Origin of the sequence: Streptomyces sp. NPDC059003 (assembly GCF_042740445.1) — a bacterium.
Classification (GTDB): Bacteria; Actinomycetota; Actinomycetes; order Streptomycetales; family Streptomycetaceae; genus Streptomyces.
Map to the genome: position 1 here is coordinate 158,283 of NZ_JBHYJH010000001.1, position 19,394 is coordinate 177,676.

Here is a 19,394-nt window from a genome sequence, read left to right on the forward strand (position 1 = left end):
AGATCGCTGCCGTACACACCTTTATCGACGGCCGCTCACTGCCACGGTCCGCGCAGGATCGCGACGCCCGCCGCCGTCCGGCTCGCCACGCTCCGCACGAGCTCGGCCGGCGCGGTGGCGGATCGAGCGGCACGCGGGACGAACTTCCGGTCGGGCAGCATGAAGTAGCCCGCCTCGCGCAGGGACGGCCACTCCGCGGCGATGTCGGCCGGTCCTTCGATGAGGCGGTCGTCATTGCTCCCTGGTGTGGGCGCGATCCGCACGTACTGCGATCCGCTGAAGAAGTACGCCTCCTTGCCGCCCGTGCCGGGCACCGTGGCCGCCCCCGTGAGGGAGGACGTGAAGTGGGTGGGGACGTCCGAGTTCGGGGTCGAGTCGGCCTGGGAGAGGGGGCCCCAGGAGTCACGGATGCGGCCGGGCCCCGAGAGGAGTTCGTCGCCCCGTCCGCCGACGTCGAGGCGGACCTTGATGAACTGGTCGCCCTTGAAGAACCACGCCTGGCGGCCGCCCGAGCCGGGCACGACGAGCGCCGCGTCGATGTCACGGTCGAAGCCCGCCTCGGCCAGGGAGGGCCAGTTGTCCTTGATGGAGCGCCTGCCGACGATCACGTGCTGGCCGTTCGGCGAGGCGGCGGGTGTCGTCTCGATGCGCGCGTACTGGTCGCCGCTGAAGAACCAAGCCTGTGCGGTGTCGGTGTTCGGCACCGGCAGGGCGGCGTCGACCCGCTCGGAGAGACCGGTTTCGTCGAGTGCGGGCCAGGTCCCGGTGGTGGGCGTCGGGCCGTCGAGGATCCGGTCCTCGCCGGAGGGCGGGGCGTCGACCGCGGTGTACGTGGCGTAGCTGAAGAAGTTCATCCGCTCCGTCGCGCCGGTGCCGTACGACGTGGTCAGCGGGACGAGGCTGGTCGCGCCCGGATCGCAGGTCGGCGTCGGGGTGGGGCGCGAGCCCGACGGCGTGCACGATCCCTCCGCATCGGCCGCGCCGCCCTGGGCGATGGCCAGGTCGTTGCCCGACAGCGACTGCCGGTTCCTGATGGCTTCGGCGGACAGGGGTTGCCAGCTGTTCTCCAAGCCCACCGACGTGTAGGGGAGGTTGTACGCGTCGGCGTTGGACCAGTTGTCGCGGATCTGGTTCTCGATGACGGAGAAGCGGGTCGCCTCGGCGATCATCTGCGCCAGGACGAGCAGCGCTCGCGGGCCACCCACGCCGTCGTCGGGATCGCTGCGAGCCAGGTCCCGGACAGCGTTGGACAGCGCCATACCGCCCGATCCGGAGGCGGTCACCTGACCACGGGCCCGGTCCGCCCGCCTTTCGATGTCTCCGTAGCTGCTGCCGTACCGCAACGCGCGCGCCCCGCCCGGCATGTTGCCCGGGGGCGGAAGGTCGGTGTGGTCGGAGAAGTAGTAGTACACGTCGCCGATCCAGAACCCGACCACGTACAGATCGCTCGCCCGCAGCCGGAGCGTCACTTGTTCGCCGGTCATCGCGGTCAGCCGCAGGGGCAGGAAGTCCATGGTGCGCGCGGGGTCCGTGCGGCGCGGGTCTGAGTACCGGTCGGGGGACCTCCCGTCGCGTATGCGGACGGCGGCCCAGCTGCGGATGTCCCGCAGCAGGCGCACGTACTCGCGCTCGGCGACGCGACGGCCGTTGCTCGAGTACTCATCGGTGTACTCCCAGGACATGGGAGTCGCTTCGGCGGCAGCGGACCGGCCCGCCCCGGTGACGCTCAGGAGCCCGGCGAGCAGGGCACACACCAGCAGGTGCGCGGCGAGCCGCAGTCGGTTCGGCCGCGGGGCGCGACCGGGCAGGGGCAGGGGTCTCACGTTCACCATCTCGTCCTCGTCGTACGGATCTCTCGTGCCGTCCGACACTGTGGTCAGCGGCGCTCCGCACTCTGCGGGGCCACCGACGCGATGATCAACAGTGCCCGGCCGATCCGGGACACTGGAACGGTTTCACCCCTGTGACCAGGCGAAACGGGTGGGCCTGGAATGCCGGGACGGGATGGAGGTGCCGGCTGGAACGGGCCCGTCCGGTCATGTGCCCGGACTGCGGTGCCGCGGCCACTTGCGGGTGTCGCGTGGTTCCACGTACGGCTCCTGCGTCTCCGGCATGCCGCCGCTGATCGCGCGCTGGCGGGCGAGTTCGGCGTCGAATTCCAGGCCGAGCAGGACGGCCAGGTTCGTCAGCCACAGCCAGGCGAGGAAGATGACGACGCCCGCGAGGGTGCCGTACGTCTTGTTGTACGAGCCGAAGTTGGCCACGTACACCGCGAACCCCGCGGACGCGGCGAGCCACAGGACGACGGCGAGCGCGCTGCCGGGGCTGAGCCAGCGGAAGCCCGCGGTCCGGGCGTTGGGCGCGCGCCAGTACAACAGCGCGATCATCAGGACCACGAGGACGAAGAGGACCGGCCACTTGGCGAAGGACCACGCGGTGACCGCGGCGTCCCCCGCCCCGACGGTGTCTCCGGCGCGCTCGGCGAGGGGGCCGGTGAACACGACGATGACCGCGCTGACGGCGAGCAGCAGCATCAAGGCCACGGTGAGGCCGACGCGCAGCGGCGTCCGCTTCCACACGGGGCGGCCCTCCGCCATGTCGTAGACGGCGTTGGCCGCGCGGATGAACGCGGCTACGTAGCTGGACGCAGACCAGAGCGCCGCCGCGAGGCCGAGCAGGGCCACGACACCGCTGACGCCGCCCTTGTCCTGCAACTGCCGTACCGCGTCGGTCAGCAGGTCGCGCACCGGCCCGGGAGCGAGCGTGTCCAGGTTGTCCAGGACGGCGCGGGTGGCCGACTCCCCGATCACGCCGAGCACGGACACCAGGACGAGCAGCGCGGGGAAGAGCGACAGGACTCCGTAGTACGTGAGGGCGGCGCGGTCGGGCAGGTCGTCGTCCAGGAACTCCGAGACCGTGCGGCGCAGCACCGCCCACCAGGACCGGGCCGGCAGTTGGCCCGGCTCGTCCGGGGCCGCCTCCTCCACTTCGGGGCCGGGGCCGAGGTCCCGCCCGTCGTCCCGTTCGTGCGTTCGCTTGTCGCTGTCCGTCATACCGGCGCGGGTTACCCGGGGCGTCCACACCATTCCGCCCCGTACACGGGCCGGGCGCGGGGCGGTGTTCCGATCGGACCGGCGGGTACCCGGCGCCGCGTCCGACGTCAGCACTCTGCACGAGGAGAAACCATGGATCGGACCCAAGAGCCGGGCCGCCGGGGCCGGGTGACAGGGCACGGTGCCGCAGGCGCCGCCCGGGAGGGCGCGACCGATGTGGTCCAGGAGTCCGTCGCCCAGGGCCGCGACCTGTACGAGCGGCTGCGGGAGCAGGCCGTCGACGAGACCGGGGTGCAGTTGCGGCGCCTGGCCACCCACATCCGGTACCTGTCGACGGACCTGCGGCACATGGGCGACAGCGCCAAGCCGGACTCCCCCGCCGCCCCGCTCGTGCGCCGCGTCGCCGACGGCGGGCACGGCTTCGCCGACCACCTGGAGCGGCGCGGTGCCGGTGAGCTGCTCGACGACGTACGGCAGTTCGCCCGGCGCCGCCCGGGGCTCTTCCTGGCCGCCGCGGTGGCGGCCGGGTTCGCCGTGTCCCGCGTCGGCCGGGGAGTCGGCGCGGCCGAACCCGGCACGACGGGTGCGCCCGTGGACGAAGGACCACAGGCCGCCGTACCCGCGTACGCGCCCGACCCCGCCCTGGAAACGGGCGAGGGCCCGCCGCCCATGCCGCGGCTCGGCACCTCGGCCACCCCGGCGCCCGGACCCCCCTCGCCGGAGCCCCCGAGGGTGCCGCCGCCCGAGACCGGCAAGGGGTGGTGACCATGGCGGATCCGTACGCCGACCGCACTCACGACGCCTCGATCGGCGAGCTCGTCGGCGACATCACGAACGACCTGTCCCGCCTCGTGCGCGCCGAGGTCGAGCTGGCCAAGGCGGAGTTGAAGGAGCAGGGCGGGTCCGCGGGGCGGGCGGCGGGCCTGTACGGGGGCTCCGGGTACGCCGCCGGCCTCGCCCTCGCCCTCGCGAGCCTCGCGGCCGTGTTCGGCCTCGACCACGTCATGGACCGCGCCTGGGCCGCCCTGGTCGTCGCCGCGGTGTGGGCCGTCGTCGGCGCGGTCCTGTACGTGACCGGACGCAGGCGGCTGCGCGCGGTGGAGCTCACCCCCGAACGCTCGCTGGATTCGCTGAAGGAGGACGCGAAATGGGCGCGACACCCGACCAGTTGAGGCAGGAGACCGAGGAGACCCGGGCGCAGCTGTCCCACAGCGTGGACCGGCTCGCCGAACGGATCAGCCCGCCGCGGATGGTGCGCCGCCGGGCCGCGGCCGCGCGCCACCGCCTCACCACCGCCGGGCACCGGGTCATGGGCACGGCCCGGACGACCGGCACACAGGTCGGCGGCGCGGCCGGGGACGTACGGGAACAGGCGGGGCAGCTGCCCGAGCAGATGCGTGCGCAGACCCAGGGCAGCCCGCTGGCCGCCGGGATGATCGCGTTCGGGGCGGGGCTGCTCGCCGGAGCGCTGTTCCCGGCGACCGGCGCCGAGGCCCGCGTCGGGCAGCGCGTGCGCGATCACTCCGCGGAGCTGATGGAGCCGGTGAAGGAGACCGCGCAGGAGGCGGCACGCGAAGCCCGGCACGAGCTCCGTGAACCCGCGCGCCAGGCCGCGTCGTCGGTGAAGGACACGGCCCAGGATGCGGCACGGTCCACGAAGCGGCAGGCCGCGCGCCCGAGGAAGCCGGATACGCCCCTGTAGGCCACGGCAAGTGAGCTCCGTAGGCCCGGTCGAGCGGTGCCCTCAGCGCGTCCAGAGCGTCAGGTCGCTGCTCGTGGCCACCGCCAAGGTGCGGCCCGACGGGGAGAACCCGGTGGCCCGCAGCTCCGAGTAGTCGGCGTGGAAGACATGCCACCACGTGCCGCCCGCCGGGCCGTGGTGGCGGCCTCCGTCCTCCGCCAGGACGACGCGGTGGTGCGGCCACTCGGGGCTCACGGCGTCGACGGTCCAGCCGTCGGACGTGGTGCTGTGCAGGCCGCCGCCGAAAAGCCCCGCAATGCGGACCGGGGTGCCGTGGACCGGGCCGATGCCGGGGCAGGTGAGGTCCGGGTGCGCGTCGGGCGTGCTGGTCTCGGGGTCGGGGTCACGGTCGCGGGCGATCTTCTCTCCGGTGACCGCGTCGAAGAGCCCGTGCCCGCCGCTCGACACCACGAGGACGAGGTCCCGGCCGCTGTCCGGATGGACGGCGAAGCCGATCCCGAGGAGCCCACCGATCGGGGTCCTGTTGTCCAGGACCGGCCGCCACGGCTCCGGGGCGGCCATGACGGGGGCCGCGAGGTACCGCTCGCGCAGGCGCTGCTGGTAGTCCGTGATCAAGTCGTCTCCTCGGCGTGGCACACGTCGGAGGATCCTCGCACGGCACCCCGCGCGGATTCGAACAGCCGTCAGGTCCCGCCCGGGACCCCACCGCTCCCGCCCGGGTCCCCGCCTCCCGCCTCGCCTCCCGGCTCCCAGACGTCCGGCCCGCCCCCGCGCCAGTCGATCAGCGGCAGCACCGCCACTTCGACGGGGTCGACGTCGAGTCCCGCGCGGCGCAGGAACTCGGCGACGTCCGCCAGGTTGTACGCGACGCCGACCGGCTGGCCGCGCACCTCCACCCGCCGACCGCCCTCCGGGGACGGCCGGTGCACGACTATCTGTGCTGCTGCCATGCCACCAGCGTGCGCCCGCCCCGCGCGCCGCGCAGGTCGGCACGCCGGAACGCGGGCCGCTCAAGGACGGCTCGCACCGCGCCCCGCCCGGCTGCCGTCAGCTGATTCCTGGCATCGGCTGCCGTCAGCTCACTCCTGTCATGACGAAGCCGCTGCGCGGCATGGTCGGGACGCGGCGCAGTGTGATGCGCAGGTCCTGCTCCGGCACGTCGTAGGCAAGCCGCGCGAGGCGGGGAAGCAGGGTGCTGAGCACCGCGAGGGTGATGTCCTCACCCGGGCACCGGTGCCCCTGCGACGCCTCCCCGCCGCCCTGCGGGACGAGTTCGTCGCGGCCGGGCTCACGGCCCGCGAACCGGTCGGGGTCGAACCGGTACGGGTCCTGCCACAGGTCGGGATCGTGGTTCTGCCCGTAGAGGTCGAGGAGGACCAGCGTGCCCTCCGGGATCGGCTCGCCCTGCCAGTGCACGTCCTTGGGGGCGAGCCCGGCGACGAACGGCGCGAACGGGTAGAAGCGCCGCACCTCGTGGGCGAACGCCCGGGCGTAGTCCTCGCCCTCCTCGGCGAGGCGGGCCCGCAGCGCCGGATGGCGGTGCAGCGCGTGGGCGCCGAACACGGTGTACCAGGTGACGGCGACCGTCGGGCGAATGACGTTGAGGATCTCGACGGCGGCCGTGTGCGGATCGAGCACGGCGCCGTCGGCGTCGAGGTGCGTCGCGACGGCGTGCACCACGCAGGACAGCGACGGCGCGGCACCGGGTGACCGGACCTCCTCGACCAGCCGGGCCAGGCGTTCCTCCTGGCGTCGCCGGGCGCGCCGGGCCCGCCGGTGCCGCGGCCCCGCGGCGGCGAAACCGTCGACCATCGCCACCAGGTCGTGGGCCGTCCGCCGCGCCTCGTCGTCCGGCTGCTCCACGAGGGGGACGCCCGCCCAGGCGCACACGGCGCGCGTGATGAGGACGCTCACCGCGTCGAACAGCGTCACCTGGGAGCGGCCTGCCCACTCCTTGCGGGACCGCTCCCACTCCTGCGCGACGTGCTGCGTCAGCGCGGCGATGCCGGACGCGTCCTTGAGGAGCGACACGAACAGGGCCTTGCGCGTCCGGTGGCTCTCCCCGTCGAGCGTGTGCACGGCCCCCTCTCCGAAGAGGGTGCTCAGCACGGGTTCGGGCAGGGCGGCGCGGCGTTGTACGTGGTTCTCGTCGTAGAAGAACGCGACCGCGGCCGGACCGCGCAGCGCGACGGCTGGCTTCCCGAGGAGCCGGGTGCGGACGGGCCCCGGCCCGCGGCGGCGGCTCAGGTCGGGAAGCCACGCGTACCCCTGGAACAGCAACGGCAGAGTGTGGTCGAACATCGGATCCTCCCGGGCGATGACGGTGGACGGGTGCCCCGGGGACGCCCGGACGAATCAGGGGCGGCCGAACAGCCGCGCCCCGTTCGGGCGCACGCCCGCGTGTCGGTCGCGCGGCTTCCGCTCCCCGTGACGGCGTACGGCATCGTCGGGGTGCTCGCACCCGCGCGGACCGCGTCCGTGGTGCGGCACCTCAGGTATCGGCGGGCCCGCGAAGGGGAGCGGATCTGGTGCGAGGCAGGAACGCGGGGCTGCTCGCGGCGGTGCTCCTGGGGGCGCTGACCGCCTGCGGCGGCGTCCAGGAGCGCGAGCGGGCCGCCGCCACCGTGGCGGCCCGCTTCCAGGAGAGCCTGGGCACCGAGGGCGCCGCGCGCGGCTGCGCGGCCCTCGCGCCCGGGACCCGGGACGAGCTGGAGCGGTCCGCCGAGCTGCCGTGCGTGCGGGCCCTGCCGGACGCGGGCCTGCCCGCGGGCAGCGGGGTGCGGTCCGTCGACGTGTACGGGCTCCGGGCCCGGGTCGTCACCGACCGCGACACGCTCTTCCTGTCGTCGTTCCCCGACGGCTGGAAGGTCACGGCCGCGGGCTGCACTCCGCGCGCGGAGAAGCCGTATCAGTGTCTGATCAAGGGTGGTTGACGGGTGCGGACGTTGTTCACGCTGTATCTGGTGACGGTGGTCGGCGGGCTCGCCTACTGCATGGCGCTCGGGCTGGCGCAGCGGTGAAGCGGTTCGTGCGGTTCCTGCGCAGCAACGGGCTGACCCTCGCGTTCGGCGCCGGATTCCTGCTCACCCTGGCGGGGCAGGCGATCGCCGGGCACGCCGAGTTCAACAACCGCCTCGTCACCGAGGAGCTGCACCCGCTGAGCTTCGGCGGCTACCTGCTGACCTCCGACTTCGCCGTGGACGTCACGGAGAACTGGCAGTCCGAGTACCTGCAGTTCTTCCTCTACATCTTCGGCACGGTCTGGCTGCTCCAGCGCGGGTCGCCCGAGTCCAAGTCCCTGGACAAGGCGGGCCCCGAGACGGACGAGGAGCAGAAGGCAGGCCGGTACGCGCGGGCCGACTCGCCGCGCTGGGCGGGCGTCGGCGGCGTCCGTCAGGCCTGGTACTCCCGGTCCCTGGGCATGGTGATGTGCACGCTGTTCCTGCTCTCCTGGCTCGCGCAGTCCGTCACGGGCGTGGCCGCGTACAACGAGGAGCACCTGCGCGAGCTCCAGGCGCCGATCAGCTGGTCCGCGTACCTGACGGCCGCCGACTTCTGGGACCGCACCCTGCAGAACTGGCAGTCCGAGCTGCTCGCCGTGGGATCGATGGCGATCTTCTCGGTCTATCTGCGCCAGCGCGGCTCGCCGGAGTCGAAGCCGGTGGGCTCGGCGCACACGTCGACCGGCGTCGAGGGCTGACGTCCGGACCGGGCCTAGGGCGTCCGGTCGATCGCGTTCAGTGTGAACGTCACCAGTTCGTCGGCCGCCGCGTCCAGGTCGAGGTCGGGGTGGGCCAGCCAGTGGCTGATCACGCCGTCGATGGCGCCGCCGACGGCCAGGGACACGACGGTCGGGTCGAACGCACGGAAGCGGCCCGTGCTCCGGCCCGCGGCGAGCAGGTCGGCCAGGGCCTGCCAGCGGCCCGCCGTATCATGGCTTCCGGGGGTCTTCAGGCGGGTGCCGCCGCCGTCGTCCAGGAGCATCTCGGTGATGACGCGGACGTGACGGCGGTTGGCCTGCTGGTAGCCGACCATGGCCCGGACGTAGGCGATCACGGCGTCGCGCGGGTCCTCCTCGGCCGCGACGCGCTCGGTGACGTAGGCGCCGAACTGGTCGAGGACGTGGGTCAGCGTCGCCTGCGTGAGGTTGTCCTTGGACGTGAAGTGGTAGAGGACGGCCGCCTTGGACAGGCCCGCCTGGTCGGCGATGGCGGCCAGGGACGTCGCCGGGTAGCCCCGGGTGGAGATCAGGTCGATCGTGCACTCGATGAGCTGGGTGCGGCGGGCCTGTTCGGTGAAGGTGAGGGTGTCCGCGCGGCGGCCGTCTCGTCGGGAAGCCATGGTGAGCACCTCTCGTCTTTCTCACGCACGCGTGCGGTACGTTCCGCGCGTTGCGGCCGGTGTCCGACCGTACACCAGCGCGGATGCGGCGTGATCAGCGCTCCCGCGCCGACTCGGCCTCCAGGACGGCCATCGCGGCGTTGTGCCCGGGGATGCCGCTGACTCCCCCGCCGCGGACGGCGCCCGCACCGCACAGGAGGACGTTGGCGTGCGCGGTCGCCACGCCCCAGCGGCCCCCGGGCGCGTCGGCGCCCTCGTCGGCGCCCTCGTCGGCGCCCTCGTCCGCGTACGGGAAGGCCAGGTCGCCGTGGAAGATGTTGCCGCCGGGCAGGCGCAGGTCGCGTTGCAGGTCGAGCGGGGTCTTCGCCTCGACGCACGGCCTGCCGTCGGCGTCGGTGGCCAGGCAGTCGGCGATCGGCTCCGCGAGGTGCGCGTCCAGCTGGGCGAGGGTCGCGGCGAGCAGCTGCGTACGCACCGCGTCGTTGGTGTCCTCGGTGAACAGGCGGGCGGGGGTGTGCAGGCCGAAGAGGGTGAGGGTCTGGTGGCCGCTGTCGACCAGGTCCTGGCCGAGGATCGTGGGGTCCGTGAGCGAGTGGCAGTAGATCTCCGACGGGGGCGCCGCGGGGAGCCTGCCCGAGGCCGCGTCGGCGTGGGCGCGCGCCAACTCCTCGTAGCTCTCGGCGATGTGGAAGGTGCCGGCGAAGGCCTCACGGGGGTCCACGTCCGGGTCGCGGAGGCGCGGAAGCCGCTCAAGGAGCATGTTGACCTTCAGCTGCGCTCCCTCGGCGGGGGCCGGCGGGAGCCCTCCGGTGAGGGCGGCCAGTTCGTGCGGCGAGGTCCCCACCAGGACGTGCCGGGCCGCGACGGTCCCTTCGTGGTCGGGGGTCCGGTACGTCACCTCGGCGCGGCGTCCGTCGGTGTCGACGCGGACGGCCTCGTGACCGGTCATCAGCTCCGCGCCGGCCGCGCGGGCGGTGTCGACGAGGGCGCGGGTGAGGGCGCCCATGCCGCCGACGGGGACGTTCCAGTCGCCGGTGCCGCCGCCGATGACGTGGTAGAGGAAGCAGCGGTTCTGGCGCAGCGTCGGGTCGTGGGCGTCCGTGAACGTGCCGATCAGGGCGTCCGTGAGGACCACCCCGCGGACCAGGTCGTCGGCGAAGCGCGCCTCGATCGCCTTGCCGATCGGCTCCTCGAAGAGGGTGCGCCACACGGTGTCGTCGTCGACGGCGCGGCGCAGCTCCGCCTTGGTGGGCAGCGGGTCCGTGAGCGTCGGGAACACCCGGGTCGCGGCGTGGGCGGTCAGGGCGGAGAAGTCGCGCCAGGCCTCGTACTCCCGGTCGTCGCCGGTGAGCCGGGCGAAGGACTCCCGGGTGCGGGCCTCGCCGCCGCCCACCAGCAGGCCCGTGGGACGGCCCGCGCGGACGGTGGGGGTGTACGAGGAGACCGTGCGGGCGCGCACCCGGAAGTCCAGGTCCAGGTCCCGGACGATCTTCCTCGGCAGCAGGCTGACCAGGTACGAGTAGCGGGAGACATGGGCGTCCCTGCCGGGGAACGGGCGGGTGGACACGGTGGCTCCGCCCGGTTCGCCGAGGCGTTCCAGGAGGAGGACGGAGTGGCCCGCCCTGGCCAGGTAGGCCGCGGCCACCAGGGCGTTGTGGCCGCCGCCGATCACGACGGCGTCGTAGCTGGGTCGCATGGTTCTTCGTAGCACGGATCGGTTTTCGAGCGCGCGCTCTTCGCGCGGCGCTTTCGACGGGGGCGCTCTCGTCGGGGGCGCTCTCGACGGGGCTGCTCTCGACGGGGTGCCGGAGGCGTCAGCGCTGTCCCGTGGCCCGCTGCTGCCGCAGCGCCGCCACCCTCCGGTACAGCTCCACCGCTTCCGTGCCACGCCCCAGTTGCTCCAGGCAGTGGGCCTCGTCGTTGCGGCTGGCGAGGGTGTCGGGGTGGTCGGTGCCGAGGACCTGGTCGCGGGCCGCGGCCACGCGGCGGTACTCGGTGAGGGCGTCCGCCCAGCGGCCGAGCCAGCCGAGGCCGACGGCGACCTCGCGGCGGCTGACCAGCGTGTCCGGGTGGTGGGGGCCGAGGACCCGCTCGCGGATGGCGCACACGTCGCGGGCCTCGGCGAGCGCCTCCTCCCAGCGGCCCTGCCGGCCCAGGTTGACGCCGAGGCCGTGGCGGGCGCGGAGGGTCTCGGGGTCGGCGGGGCCGTTGACGCGGGTGCGGTCGTCGATGAGGCCGCGGTAGAGCTCGAGGGCCTCGGCGCTGCGGCCGAGGCGGCCGAGGCTGATGCCGACCTCGTAGCGCGCGGCGAGGGTGTCGGGGTGGTCGGCGCCCAGCGCCCGGGTGCGCGCCTCGGCCACGTCGCGGTACGTCTGCAGCGCTTCGGGCCAGCGCCCCAACTGGCCGAGCGCGTACGCGACTTCGTACCGTGTGACCAGGGTGTCGGGGTGGGCGGGGCCGAGGACGCGGGCCCGGGCCGCGGCCACTTCGCGGGCCAGGCGGTAGGAGTCCTCCAGGCGGCCGAGGCGGCTGAGGTTGAACGCCAGGTTGTGGCGGCAGCGCAGCGTGTCGGGGTGGTCGGGGCCCGCGGTGCGCTCCCGCAGCGCGAGGACCGAGGTGTACACCTGGTGGGCCTCGAAGTGCCGCCCGAGCTGGCCGAGTACGTACGCCATCTCCTGGCGCACGGCGAGCGTGTCCCCGTGCTCGGCGCCGAGGGCGCGCTCGCGGCCCTCGGCGACGCGGCCGTACTCGCGCAGGGCGTCGGCGGGCCGTCCGGTGCGGCTGAGCGTGAAGCCGACCTCGTACCGGCTGGCGAGGGTGTCGGGGTGGTCGGGCCCGAGGACGTGTTCGCGCTCGGCGGCGACGGCCCGGTGCACCTCGCCCGCCTCCGCCCAGCGGCCGAGCCGGGCGAGGCTCAGGCCCGCGTTGTGGCGGCTGACGAGGGTGGCGAGGACGTCCGGCGGCGGCGTGGGGCGCTCGGGCGGGCGCGGCGGCACGACGGTGTGGCGGCCGGTGGCGCGCGGGATCCACTCGCCGGTGAGACCGGCGGCCGCGTCGGGCGGCGCGGTGTGCAGGGCGGCGGCGCCGGTCGCCTTGTGTCCGGTCGTCATGCCCCGGGTCCAGGACGGCAGGAGCGGCTCGCGGCGCTCAGTCGGGGGGTGGCCCGTGCGGCGCAGCGACGGGCTGACGACGGTGGGGACGTACGTGGGATGCGGCCCGGCCGCCCCGGACGCCCCGAGCGCGGTGCGGCCCGCGGTGATGCGGCGGCCCAGCTCGCGGGCGTCGCGCGGGCGTTCGTCGGGGCGCTTGGCGAGCAGGTCGAGGACGATCCGCTCGAAGTACTCCGGGATCTCGCCGCGGCGGCGGCGCGGCGGCTCGGGCTGGGTGTCGCGGTGTCCGACGAGGATCGCCCAGGCGTCCTCCAGGTCGAACGGCGGGGCCCCGGTGGCCAGTTCGTACAGGACGCAGCCGAACGAGTACAGGTCGCTGCGCTGGTCGACCTCGGCGCCGCTGATCTGCTCGGGCGACATGTAGTGCGGGGTGCCCATGGCGATGCCGGTGCCGGTGAGGCGGGAGGTGAAGCCGATGTCGTGGCCGAGGCGGGCGATGCCGAAGTCGCAGATCTTCACCGTGCCGTCGGCGAGCCGCATGATGTTGGCGGGCTTCAGGTCCCGGTGCACGATGCCCTGTTCATGGGTGTACGCGAGGGCGGACGCGACCTGGTCGGCGATGTCCACGACGTCGGGGACGGGCAGCGGGTGCTGCCGGGTGTCCTCCAGGAGCTGGCTGAGGTTGCGGCCCTCCAGGAGCTCCATGACCAGGAACAGGACGCCGTCGGACTCGCCGAAGTCGTGCACGACGGTGACCCCGCGGTGCTGCAGCGCCGCCGCGACCCGCGCCTCGCGCCTGAAGCGCTCCCGCAGGACGCGGGTGAACGCCGGGTCGTGCTGCGGGCCGAGCGGCTTGAGGCACTTGACGGCGACTCTGCGGCCGAGCGACTCGTCCCGCGCCCGCCACACCTCGCCCATGCCGCCCCGACCGATGAGGTCGAGCAGCCGGTACCGGCCCTGGATCAGCCTGGTGTCCCCCACCTCTGGCATGTCGCGCCATCGCCCCCGTCGCCTCGCTCCGCCCTCCCCGGCCCGTCCAGTATGGCGTCCTGTCTGTCGACTTTGTACGGGGCCGGACGGCTCCCCGGGCCGAGCCTCGCCATGGCGCGCAGGATGTGTTTCGGCGGGAGCTGCCAGCGCACCCTGGCCGGTATCCGGCGCAGCAGGGTGCCGGTGAGGAGCAGGCGGCGGGTGACCGTGGCGGGCGGCGGGGCGGGCCTGCCGTACAGCTCGTGGGCGTAGCCGGGCAGCGAGGCGTAGGCGAGGTTGGCCACGCGCCGCCACAGCAGGTCGCGCGCCGGAACCAGCAGCGGTTGGGTGGGCGGCCGTTGCAGGAAGTCGTCGACGGCGCGCGCCTCGGCGCCGGCGGCGAGTTCGGGCGCCACTTTCTCGAAGTACGCGGCGAGTTCCGCCGTGGACGCCGGTACGCGGTCGGGGTCGAGGCCCACCAGGCGTGCGCTCTCGCGGTGTTCGGCGACGTAGCGGTCGGCGGCCTGCTCGCTCAGGCGGAAGCCGGAGCGGCGGACGACGTGGAGGTAGGAGTCGATCTCGGCGCAGTGCACCCAGAGCAGCAGTTCGGGCTCGTCGACGCCGTACCGCTCCCCCGTGTCCGGGTCGGTGGCCGTCAGCATCGTGTGGATCTTGCGGACGCGGGCGCCCGCCTTCTCGGCCGCGTCGGTGGTGCCGTACGTGGTCGTCCCCACGAAGCGCGCGGTGCGCATCAGGCGGCCCCAGGCGTCCCTGCGGAAGTCCGAGTTCTGCATGACGCCGCGGACCGCGCGCGGATGCAGCGCCTGGAGGTACAGGGCACGCACCCCGGCCACCCACATCATGGGGTCGCCGTGCAGCTGCCAGGTCACCGACGAGGGGCCGAAGAGCCCGGGGTCCGCAGCGCGCATGCCCTCACCTCCTTGGAGCAGGCTACGCACACTTGGGCGGCTCGTCCTTGGTGGGGGCGAAGTCCATCGAGGGCAGGCCCGCGGCTTCGAAGGAGGCGGCGCCGGGTCCGATGAGCGCCATGTAGCCCGGCTGGACGTTCGTGCCCCGCACGGGCTTTCCCCGCACCTGGCCCCCGGACGTGGTGCTGACGCTCTCCAGTTCCCACCAGCGCCCGCCGAAGCGCGCGTACTGGATGCCGCAGTGCGCGGGCATGTCGTACGGGTACCACGTGCCCTCTTCCGGCTTCGCGGGCCCCTCCTGCCAGTCGTCCGCGTCGACGCCGCGCGCGGGCAGGGTGGCTCCCGCGTCGTCCGGCCCCTTGTCGCGCTCGTCGTCCTTCGAGGAGGAGTCGCATCCCACGGCAAGGACGGCGGCGACGAGGAGGGCCGGGGCGAGCAGGGTGGTGTGTCGTGTGATGTTCATGGCCGTACGACGCGGAAGGCGCCCCGCGCGTTCACCGCGCGCGACGCCTCCGCTGCCGTGGCGACCGAATCCCCCTTCAGCCCTTCTCCCCTTCAGCCCTTCTTCTCTTCCGGGTCCGGGAGGGTGTCGCCGGTCTCCAGGAGGGTCTTGAGGCCGGAGATGAGCAGGGTCCACCCCTCGTCGATCATCGCGCGGAGCGTGCTGCCGGGCTCGAAGCCGTCGTGGACGACGGTGAGCTTGACGGTCTCGCCGAGCGGTTCGATGTCGAACGACACCTTCGTGCGCGGCTCGGCGGCGATCTTGGCGAGCGTCGCTTCGTCGAGCTCGACCGCCTTGGCGAACGCGGGCGTGAAGGTGTGCCAGGTGTAGGAGAGCCGACGGTAGGGGTCGGACTCCAGGACGACCTGCTCGGGGTCGGCGCCGGTCAGGCCGTGCCCCTCCCAGGCCATGACCGATCCGGGCTGCCAGTCGGTGACGAACTCCAGGTTCCAGTACCGGCGGGTGAAGGCAGGTTCGGTCAGGGCCTGCCAGAGCTTCTGCGGGGTGGTCTTGATGTAGGTGGTGTAGACGAACGCGTTGCCGTCGACGCGGTCTGCGCTGTCCGTGCTGTCTTTGCTGGTCATGGGACTGCTCTCCAGTGCGTGCTTCAGGTCGGCGAGTGCGTGCACCCGCGCGCGGTCGTAGTGGCTGATCCAGCGGTCGGCGATGGCGTTGATCGGCTCGGCGTTGAGGTAGTGCAGCTTCTCCCGGCCGCGCCGGACGGTGGTGACCAGGTTGGCCGCCTCCAGCAGGGCGAGGTGCTTGCTGACGGACTGCCGCGCCATGTCGAGGCCGGAGCACAGCTCCCGCAGCGTCTGCCCGTTCCGGACGTTCAGGCTGTCCAGCAGCCGCCGCCGGCTGCCGTCCGCCAGCGCCTTGAAGACCTCGTCCATCTCCGTGCCCATCCCCGACCCCTCGAATATGCAGCCGTTCAGCTGCCTAAAACGATAGGCAGCCATTTGGCTGCATGTCAACCGGAGGACCCGCGGAAGGCGCCCGTCGGCAGATCTTCTTCCGCCCTGCGGTCACATTCCCCCGCCACCACTCGTCAGTGAAGTGACCAAGGAACACCGACCACGGAAAAGGGCGACACGATGTTCACCAACGTCATGTACACAACGATCTACGTCAGCGACCAGGAGCGCGCGCTGACGTTCTACAGGGACCAGCTCGGCCTGGAGATACGCGTCGACTACCCGGGACCCGACGGGCGCTTCCTCACCGTGGCCGTCCCCGGCAGCCCGCTCGAGATCATCCTGTGGCCGCACGCCGCGGCCGCCGGACAGCCCGCCGAGGTGCAGCCGGGCGGCACACCCGGTCTCCTCTTCCTCGAATCGGACGACCTGCACGCCGCCTTCGAGGTGCTGCGCGACCGCGGCGTGACCTTCGCCGAGGCGGAGCCGGAGGACTACCAGTTCGGCGTCCGCATCGAGGCCATGGACCCGGACGGCAACCGGATCTCCCTGCGCCAGCGCGCGGCCTGGCAGAAGCGGGACGACGACTGACGGTTCCGCGTCAGCGCCGCACCCGCGGCATCCCCAGGCCGATCCACGCGATGATTTCGCGTTGGATCTCGTTGTTGCCGCCGCCGAAGGTGAAGATGACCGCCGAGCGGTAGCCGCGTTCCAGCTCTCCGTGCAGGACCGCGCCCGCCGAGTCCTCCTTCAGGGCGCCGGCGGAGCCGACGACCTCCATCAGCCATGCGTACGCGTCGCGCCGTGCCTCCGATCCGTAGACCTTGACTGCGGAGGCGTCCTGCGGGGTGAGGGTGCCGGTCTGGAGGGCGTGCACCATCTGCCAGTTGAGGAGCTTCATCGCGTCCAGCCTGACGTGGGTCCGCGCCAGGCGGCGGCGCACCCACGGCAGGTCGATGACGCGGCGGCCGTCGGCGAGCTTGGTCCCGGCCGCCCAGCGCTGTACGTCGTGCAGGGCGCGGATCGCCATGGTGCCGTGGGCGGCGAGGGTGACGCGCTCGTGGTTGAGCTGGTTGGTGATGAGCCGCCAGCCCTTGTTCTCCTCGCCGACGCGGCGGCCGACGGGCACGCGGATGTTCTCGTAGTAGCTGGCCGTGGTGTCGTGCGAGGCGAGCGTGTTGATGAGGGTGCAGGAGTAGCCGGGGTCGGACGTCGGCACGAGCAGCATGGTGATGCCCTTGTGCGGTGGCGCGTCCGGGTCGGTGCGCACGGCGAGCCACACCCAGTCGGCGGTGTCGCCGTTGGTCGTCCAGATCTTCTGGCCGTTGACGACGTAGGTGTCGCCCTCCCTGACGGCCCTGGTCCTGAGGGCCGCGAGGTCCGTGCCCGCGTCGGGCTCGCTGTAGCCGATCGCGAAGTCGATCTCGCCGGAGAGGATCCGGGGCAGGAAGTACGCCTTCTGCTCGTCGGTGCCGAACTGCATGAGCGTCGGGCCGACGGTGTTGAGCCCCATGAGCGGCAGCGGGACGCCCGCCTGGGCGGCCTCGTCGAAGAAGATGAACTGCTCCATGGGCGTGAGCCCGCGCCCGCCGTACTCCTCGGGCCAGCCCACGCCGAGCCAGCCGTCGGCGCCGAGGCGGCGGATCGTCTCGCGGTAGAACCGCTTCTGGGCGGCGGGTTCGGCGTACCGGGCGGAGGTGTGGTCGGGCACGAGCCCGGTGAAGTACGTACGCAGCTCGGCGCGCAGCCGCTGCTGCTCAGGCGTGTATGCGAGGTGCACGGCCCCTCCTGACGGTCCCTGCGCCGCCCCCGGTCGCGGCGTCCCGTTCTGACGGCGCACACAGTAGAACGTGTTTCAGTAAGGGGGAAGGGAGGCGGCGCGGCCGCCCGGCGGCGCGCGGTGATCGTCGACGCGCCGGTCGCGTCCTCGGCGGATCTCCATTGAGAGGCTGAGGCATGACGACTCATCAGCCCGAGGACGGGGAGCGAGGGCCGGAGGGCGGTCCGGAGGACAAGCCAGGGCCAGGGCCGGAGGGCGGTGCGGCCGCGGCGCCCGCCGACGCGCTCGCCGACCTGCCCGCCGCGCGGATCGGCGACGCGCACCCGCTGTCCCTGACCCTCGTCACGCTCACCGTGGTCAGCGGATTCATCGACGCCATCAGCTATCTCGGCCTCGGCCGGGTGTTCGCGGCGAACATGACCGGCAATGTCCTGGTCATCGGGTTCGCCGCGGGCGGGGCGCCGGGGTTCTCGGTCGTCGGGTCGCTGGTGTCGCTCGGCGCGTTCCTCGCGGGCGCGGTGGTGGCGGGGCGGCTCGCGCGGGTGTTCCGCGGGCGGCGCCGGGTGCCGTGGGTGCGGACCGCGCTGTACGGCGAGGCGCTGCTCCAAGGCGTCGCGACCGCCGTCGCGTTCGCGTTCCCGGGCGGCGACCTGACGTACCTCCTGATCGCGCTGCTCGCCCTCGCCATGGGGCTGCGCAACGGCACGGTCCGGACCCTCGGCGTCCCGGACATCACCACGACCGTGCTCACCCAGACCCTGACGGGCCTCGCCTCCCAGTCCCGGCTCGCGGGCGGCGCCGATCCGCGCGCGGTGCGCCGCCTCACCGCCGTCGCCGCGATGGTCGCGGGCGCGCTGCCGGGCGCCTGGCTTGTCGTGCACCACGGGATCGCCTGGCCGCTCCTGGTGAGCACCGCGATCGTGGCGGCGGCCGCGGTCGCCTACCGGGAGAAGCCGGAGCCCCCACCCCGCAAGACCAACTTTCAGACAGAGCACTGATTTAGACATTGTCTCGGTTTGGTCACGGTCCCCGAAGCGCTGAACGGGGCCGGTCGCGACGCCCGTACTCACGCCTCGAAGGCACACGACAACCCAGCGTCCACGACCGGCCCGGCACCCCGGTCGGCCGAACCCAAGGAGACCGCCATGCTCAGCAGGAACACCAAGCCCGCCCTGCTCCTCGCCTCCCTCGCCACCGCCGGAGCCCTCGTCCTGACCGCCTGTGGGGGCGGCGGCAGCGACGACGACGCGAGCAAGCCCGCGGGCAACGCCCCGGCCGCCAACGCCGACCGCGACGGCCAGGCCGCCGGCGGCTCCGACAACTCGATGGACCTCTCCCTGCGCTCGGGCACGGCGCGGCAGAACAACGCGCCCCAACAGACCGGCGACTGGGCCAACGCGCCCGGCAAGCCCGCCACGAAGCCCGTGCAGCGCAAGTGGGTCCAGCTGTCGGCGAGCCGGGCGGGCGCCCTGAACCCCGTGGTCGTGAACGGCTCCGGCTTCACCCTCTACCGCTTCGACAAGGACACGGCCCGGCCGTCGAAGTCGAACTGCTCCGGCGCCTGCGCCACGACCTGGCCCCCGGTCCTCGTCGACCCGGGCAGCAAGATATTCGTGGACGGCGTGAAGGCGTCCGACGTCGGCGTCATCCGGCGCGACGACGGCACCCGCCAGGTGACGATCGGCGGCTGGCCGGTCTACCGCTTCAGCAAGGACCTCAAGCCCGGCGACACCAACGGCCAGGGCGTGGGCGGCACCTGGTTCGGCGTCACGCCGAACGGCCAGAAGGCCGGGCAGGGCGCCGGGGGCGACACGGGCCAGGGCGGCGACCAGGGCCAGGCCTCCCCGGCCACCAGCGCGATCCTGTTCGACAACGCCAACTTCCAGGACCCCGCGCAGGGCGTGGCGGGCCCCGGCTGCCAGAACGTGGCGCGCCCCAAGGTCGCCTCGTCCCTGTCGGCCGACGGCTCCCTGAAGCTGTGGTCGCGCCCCAACTGCAAGGGCGAGTCCAAGGTGGTCGCCGGTGACGTCGCGGACCTGGGCAGGGTCGGCTTCGACAACAAGGTCAGCTCGATCGCGTTCGGCTGACCGACGG

At 73.2% G+C, this 19,394-nt stretch carries 20 protein-coding genes; 8 read left to right on the forward strand and 12 right to left on the reverse strand.

From position 1 onward, the window contains the following. Positions 1–35: 35 nt before the first annotated feature. Complete coding sequence (locus ACFWZ5_RS00660) at positions 36–1,823, reverse strand: ribosome-inactivating family protein (RefSeq protein ID WP_384786995.1); 1,788 nt, start codon at positions 1,821–1,823, stop codon at positions 36–38. Positions 1,824–2,036: 213 nt separating this feature from the next. Beyond that, the gene (locus tag ACFWZ5_RS00665) at positions 2,037–3,053 is read right to left on the reverse strand and encodes a YihY/virulence factor BrkB family protein (protein ID WP_384786998.1); all 1,017 of its coding nucleotides are present in this window, start codon (positions 3,051–3,053) and stop codon (positions 2,037–2,039) included. 132 nt (positions 3,054–3,185) lie between these two features. On the opposite strand from ACFWZ5_RS00665, the gene ACFWZ5_RS00670 reads away from it, so the two are divergent. Genes ACFWZ5_RS00670 through ACFWZ5_RS00680 form a run of 3 tightly spaced genes read left to right on the forward strand, consistent with a single transcriptional unit; the run spans position 3,186 to position 4,755 of the window. Continuing rightward, positions 3,186–3,818 (forward strand): hypothetical protein, encoded by a 633-nt coding sequence (locus ACFWZ5_RS00670; RefSeq protein WP_384787001.1) that lies wholly within the window; start codon positions 3,186–3,188, stop codon positions 3,816–3,818. 2 nt (positions 3,819–3,820) lie between these two features. Next, a complete protein-coding gene (locus tag ACFWZ5_RS00675) occupies positions 3,821–4,225 on the forward strand; it encodes a phage holin family protein (protein WP_384787004.1) in 405 nt (134 codons plus the stop codon). Then, positions 4,201–4,755 carry a DUF3618 domain-containing protein gene (locus tag ACFWZ5_RS00680; protein ID WP_384787007.1) on the forward strand — a complete coding sequence of 185 codons (555 nt, stop codon included), beginning with the start codon at positions 4,201–4,203 and terminating at the stop codon, positions 4,753–4,755. The genes ACFWZ5_RS00675 and ACFWZ5_RS00680 overlap by 25 nt, the downstream gene beginning before the upstream one ends. Before the next feature lie 42 nt (positions 4,756–4,797). On the opposite strand, the gene ACFWZ5_RS00685 is transcribed toward ACFWZ5_RS00680, so the two are convergent. The 3 genes from ACFWZ5_RS00685 to ACFWZ5_RS00695 form a co-directional block, all read right to left on the reverse strand. Continuing rightward, positions 4,798–5,370: a hypothetical protein gene (locus ACFWZ5_RS00685; RefSeq protein WP_384787010.1), complete on the reverse strand. Its 573-nt coding sequence runs from the start codon at positions 5,368–5,370 to the stop codon at positions 4,798–4,800. Between the two features lie 68 nt (positions 5,371–5,438). Next, on the reverse strand, positions 5,439–5,705 hold the full coding sequence (locus ACFWZ5_RS00690; protein ID WP_384787013.1) for a hypothetical protein: 267 nt from the start codon (positions 5,703–5,705) through the stop codon (positions 5,439–5,441). 124 nt (positions 5,706–5,829) lie between these two features. Beyond that, a complete protein-coding gene (locus ACFWZ5_RS00695; RefSeq protein WP_384787016.1) occupies positions 5,830–7,056 on the reverse strand; it encodes a cytochrome P450 in 1,227 nt (408 codons plus the stop codon). A 227-nt stretch (positions 7,057–7,283) separates the two neighbouring features. On the opposite strand from ACFWZ5_RS00695, the gene ACFWZ5_RS00700 reads away from it, so the two are divergent. Together ACFWZ5_RS00700 and ACFWZ5_RS00705 are read left to right on the forward strand one after the other, a co-directional pair. Then, a complete protein-coding gene (locus tag ACFWZ5_RS00700) occupies positions 7,284–7,688 on the forward strand; it encodes a hypothetical protein (protein ID WP_384890056.1) in 405 nt (134 codons plus the stop codon). 83 nt (positions 7,689–7,771) lie between these two features. Beyond that, a complete protein-coding gene (locus tag ACFWZ5_RS00705) occupies positions 7,772–8,455 on the forward strand; it encodes a DUF6766 family protein (protein WP_384785873.1) in 684 nt (227 codons plus the stop codon). 14 nt (positions 8,456–8,469) lie between these two features. Here the strand turns inward: ACFWZ5_RS00705 and ACFWZ5_RS00710 are convergent, their stop codons facing one another. The 6 genes from ACFWZ5_RS00710 to ACFWZ5_RS00735 all read right to left on the reverse strand — a co-directional run bounded on the left by ACFWZ5_RS00710 (position 8,470) and on the right by ACFWZ5_RS00735 (position 15,499). Further along, positions 8,470–9,096: a TetR/AcrR family transcriptional regulator gene (locus tag ACFWZ5_RS00710; RefSeq protein ID WP_384785875.1), complete on the reverse strand. Its 627-nt coding sequence runs from the start codon at positions 9,094–9,096 to the stop codon at positions 8,470–8,472. A gap of 94 nt (positions 9,097–9,190) precedes the next feature. Beyond that, the gene (locus tag ACFWZ5_RS00715; RefSeq protein WP_384785878.1) at positions 9,191–10,792 is read right to left on the reverse strand and encodes a phytoene desaturase family protein; all 1,602 of its coding nucleotides are present in this window, start codon (positions 10,790–10,792) and stop codon (positions 9,191–9,193) included. A 118-nt stretch (positions 10,793–10,910) separates the two neighbouring features. After that, a complete protein-coding gene (locus ACFWZ5_RS00720) occupies positions 10,911–13,187 on the reverse strand; it encodes a tetratricopeptide repeat protein (protein WP_384785881.1) in 2,277 nt (758 codons plus the stop codon). Beyond that, the gene (locus ACFWZ5_RS00725) at positions 13,169–14,104 is read right to left on the reverse strand and encodes an oxygenase MpaB family protein (protein WP_384785884.1); all 936 of its coding nucleotides are present in this window, start codon (positions 14,102–14,104) and stop codon (positions 13,169–13,171) included. The genes ACFWZ5_RS00720 and ACFWZ5_RS00725 overlap by 19 nt, the downstream gene beginning before the upstream one ends. A 22-nt stretch (positions 14,105–14,126) precedes the next feature. Continuing rightward, a complete protein-coding gene (locus tag ACFWZ5_RS00730; protein WP_384785887.1) occupies positions 14,127–14,567 on the reverse strand; it encodes a hypothetical protein in 441 nt (146 codons plus the stop codon). Positions 14,568–14,659: 92 nt separating this feature from the next. Next, on the reverse strand, positions 14,660–15,499 hold the full coding sequence (locus ACFWZ5_RS00735; RefSeq protein ID WP_384786269.1) for an ArsR/SmtB family transcription factor: 840 nt from the start codon (positions 15,497–15,499) through the stop codon (positions 14,660–14,662). Positions 15,500–15,700: 201 nt separating this feature from the next. On the opposite strand from ACFWZ5_RS00735, the gene ACFWZ5_RS00740 reads away from it, so the two are divergent. Beyond that, the gene (locus tag ACFWZ5_RS00740; protein WP_384785890.1) at positions 15,701–16,111 is read left to right on the forward strand and encodes a VOC family protein; all 411 of its coding nucleotides are present in this window, start codon (positions 15,701–15,703) and stop codon (positions 16,109–16,111) included. A 10-nt stretch (positions 16,112–16,121) separates the two neighbouring features. On the opposite strand, the gene ACFWZ5_RS00745 is transcribed toward ACFWZ5_RS00740, so the two are convergent. Continuing rightward, positions 16,122–17,300, reverse strand: coding sequence for an acyl-CoA dehydrogenase family protein (locus tag ACFWZ5_RS00745; RefSeq protein WP_384785893.1), 1,179 nt, complete (start codon positions 17,298–17,300; stop codon positions 16,122–16,124). 176 nt (positions 17,301–17,476) lie between these two features. Between ACFWZ5_RS00745 and ACFWZ5_RS00750 the strand changes: the two genes are divergently transcribed. Both ACFWZ5_RS00750 and ACFWZ5_RS00755 read left to right on the forward strand, forming a co-directional pair. Continuing rightward, entirely contained in the window at positions 17,477–18,298 is an 822-nt protein-coding gene (locus tag ACFWZ5_RS00750; protein ID WP_384785896.1) for a YoaK family protein, read from the forward strand. 147 nt (positions 18,299–18,445) lie between these two features. Then, a complete protein-coding gene (locus tag ACFWZ5_RS00755; RefSeq protein WP_384785899.1) occupies positions 18,446–19,387 on the forward strand; it encodes a hypothetical protein in 942 nt (313 codons plus the stop codon). The last annotated feature ends 7 nt before the right edge of the window (positions 19,388–19,394 follow it).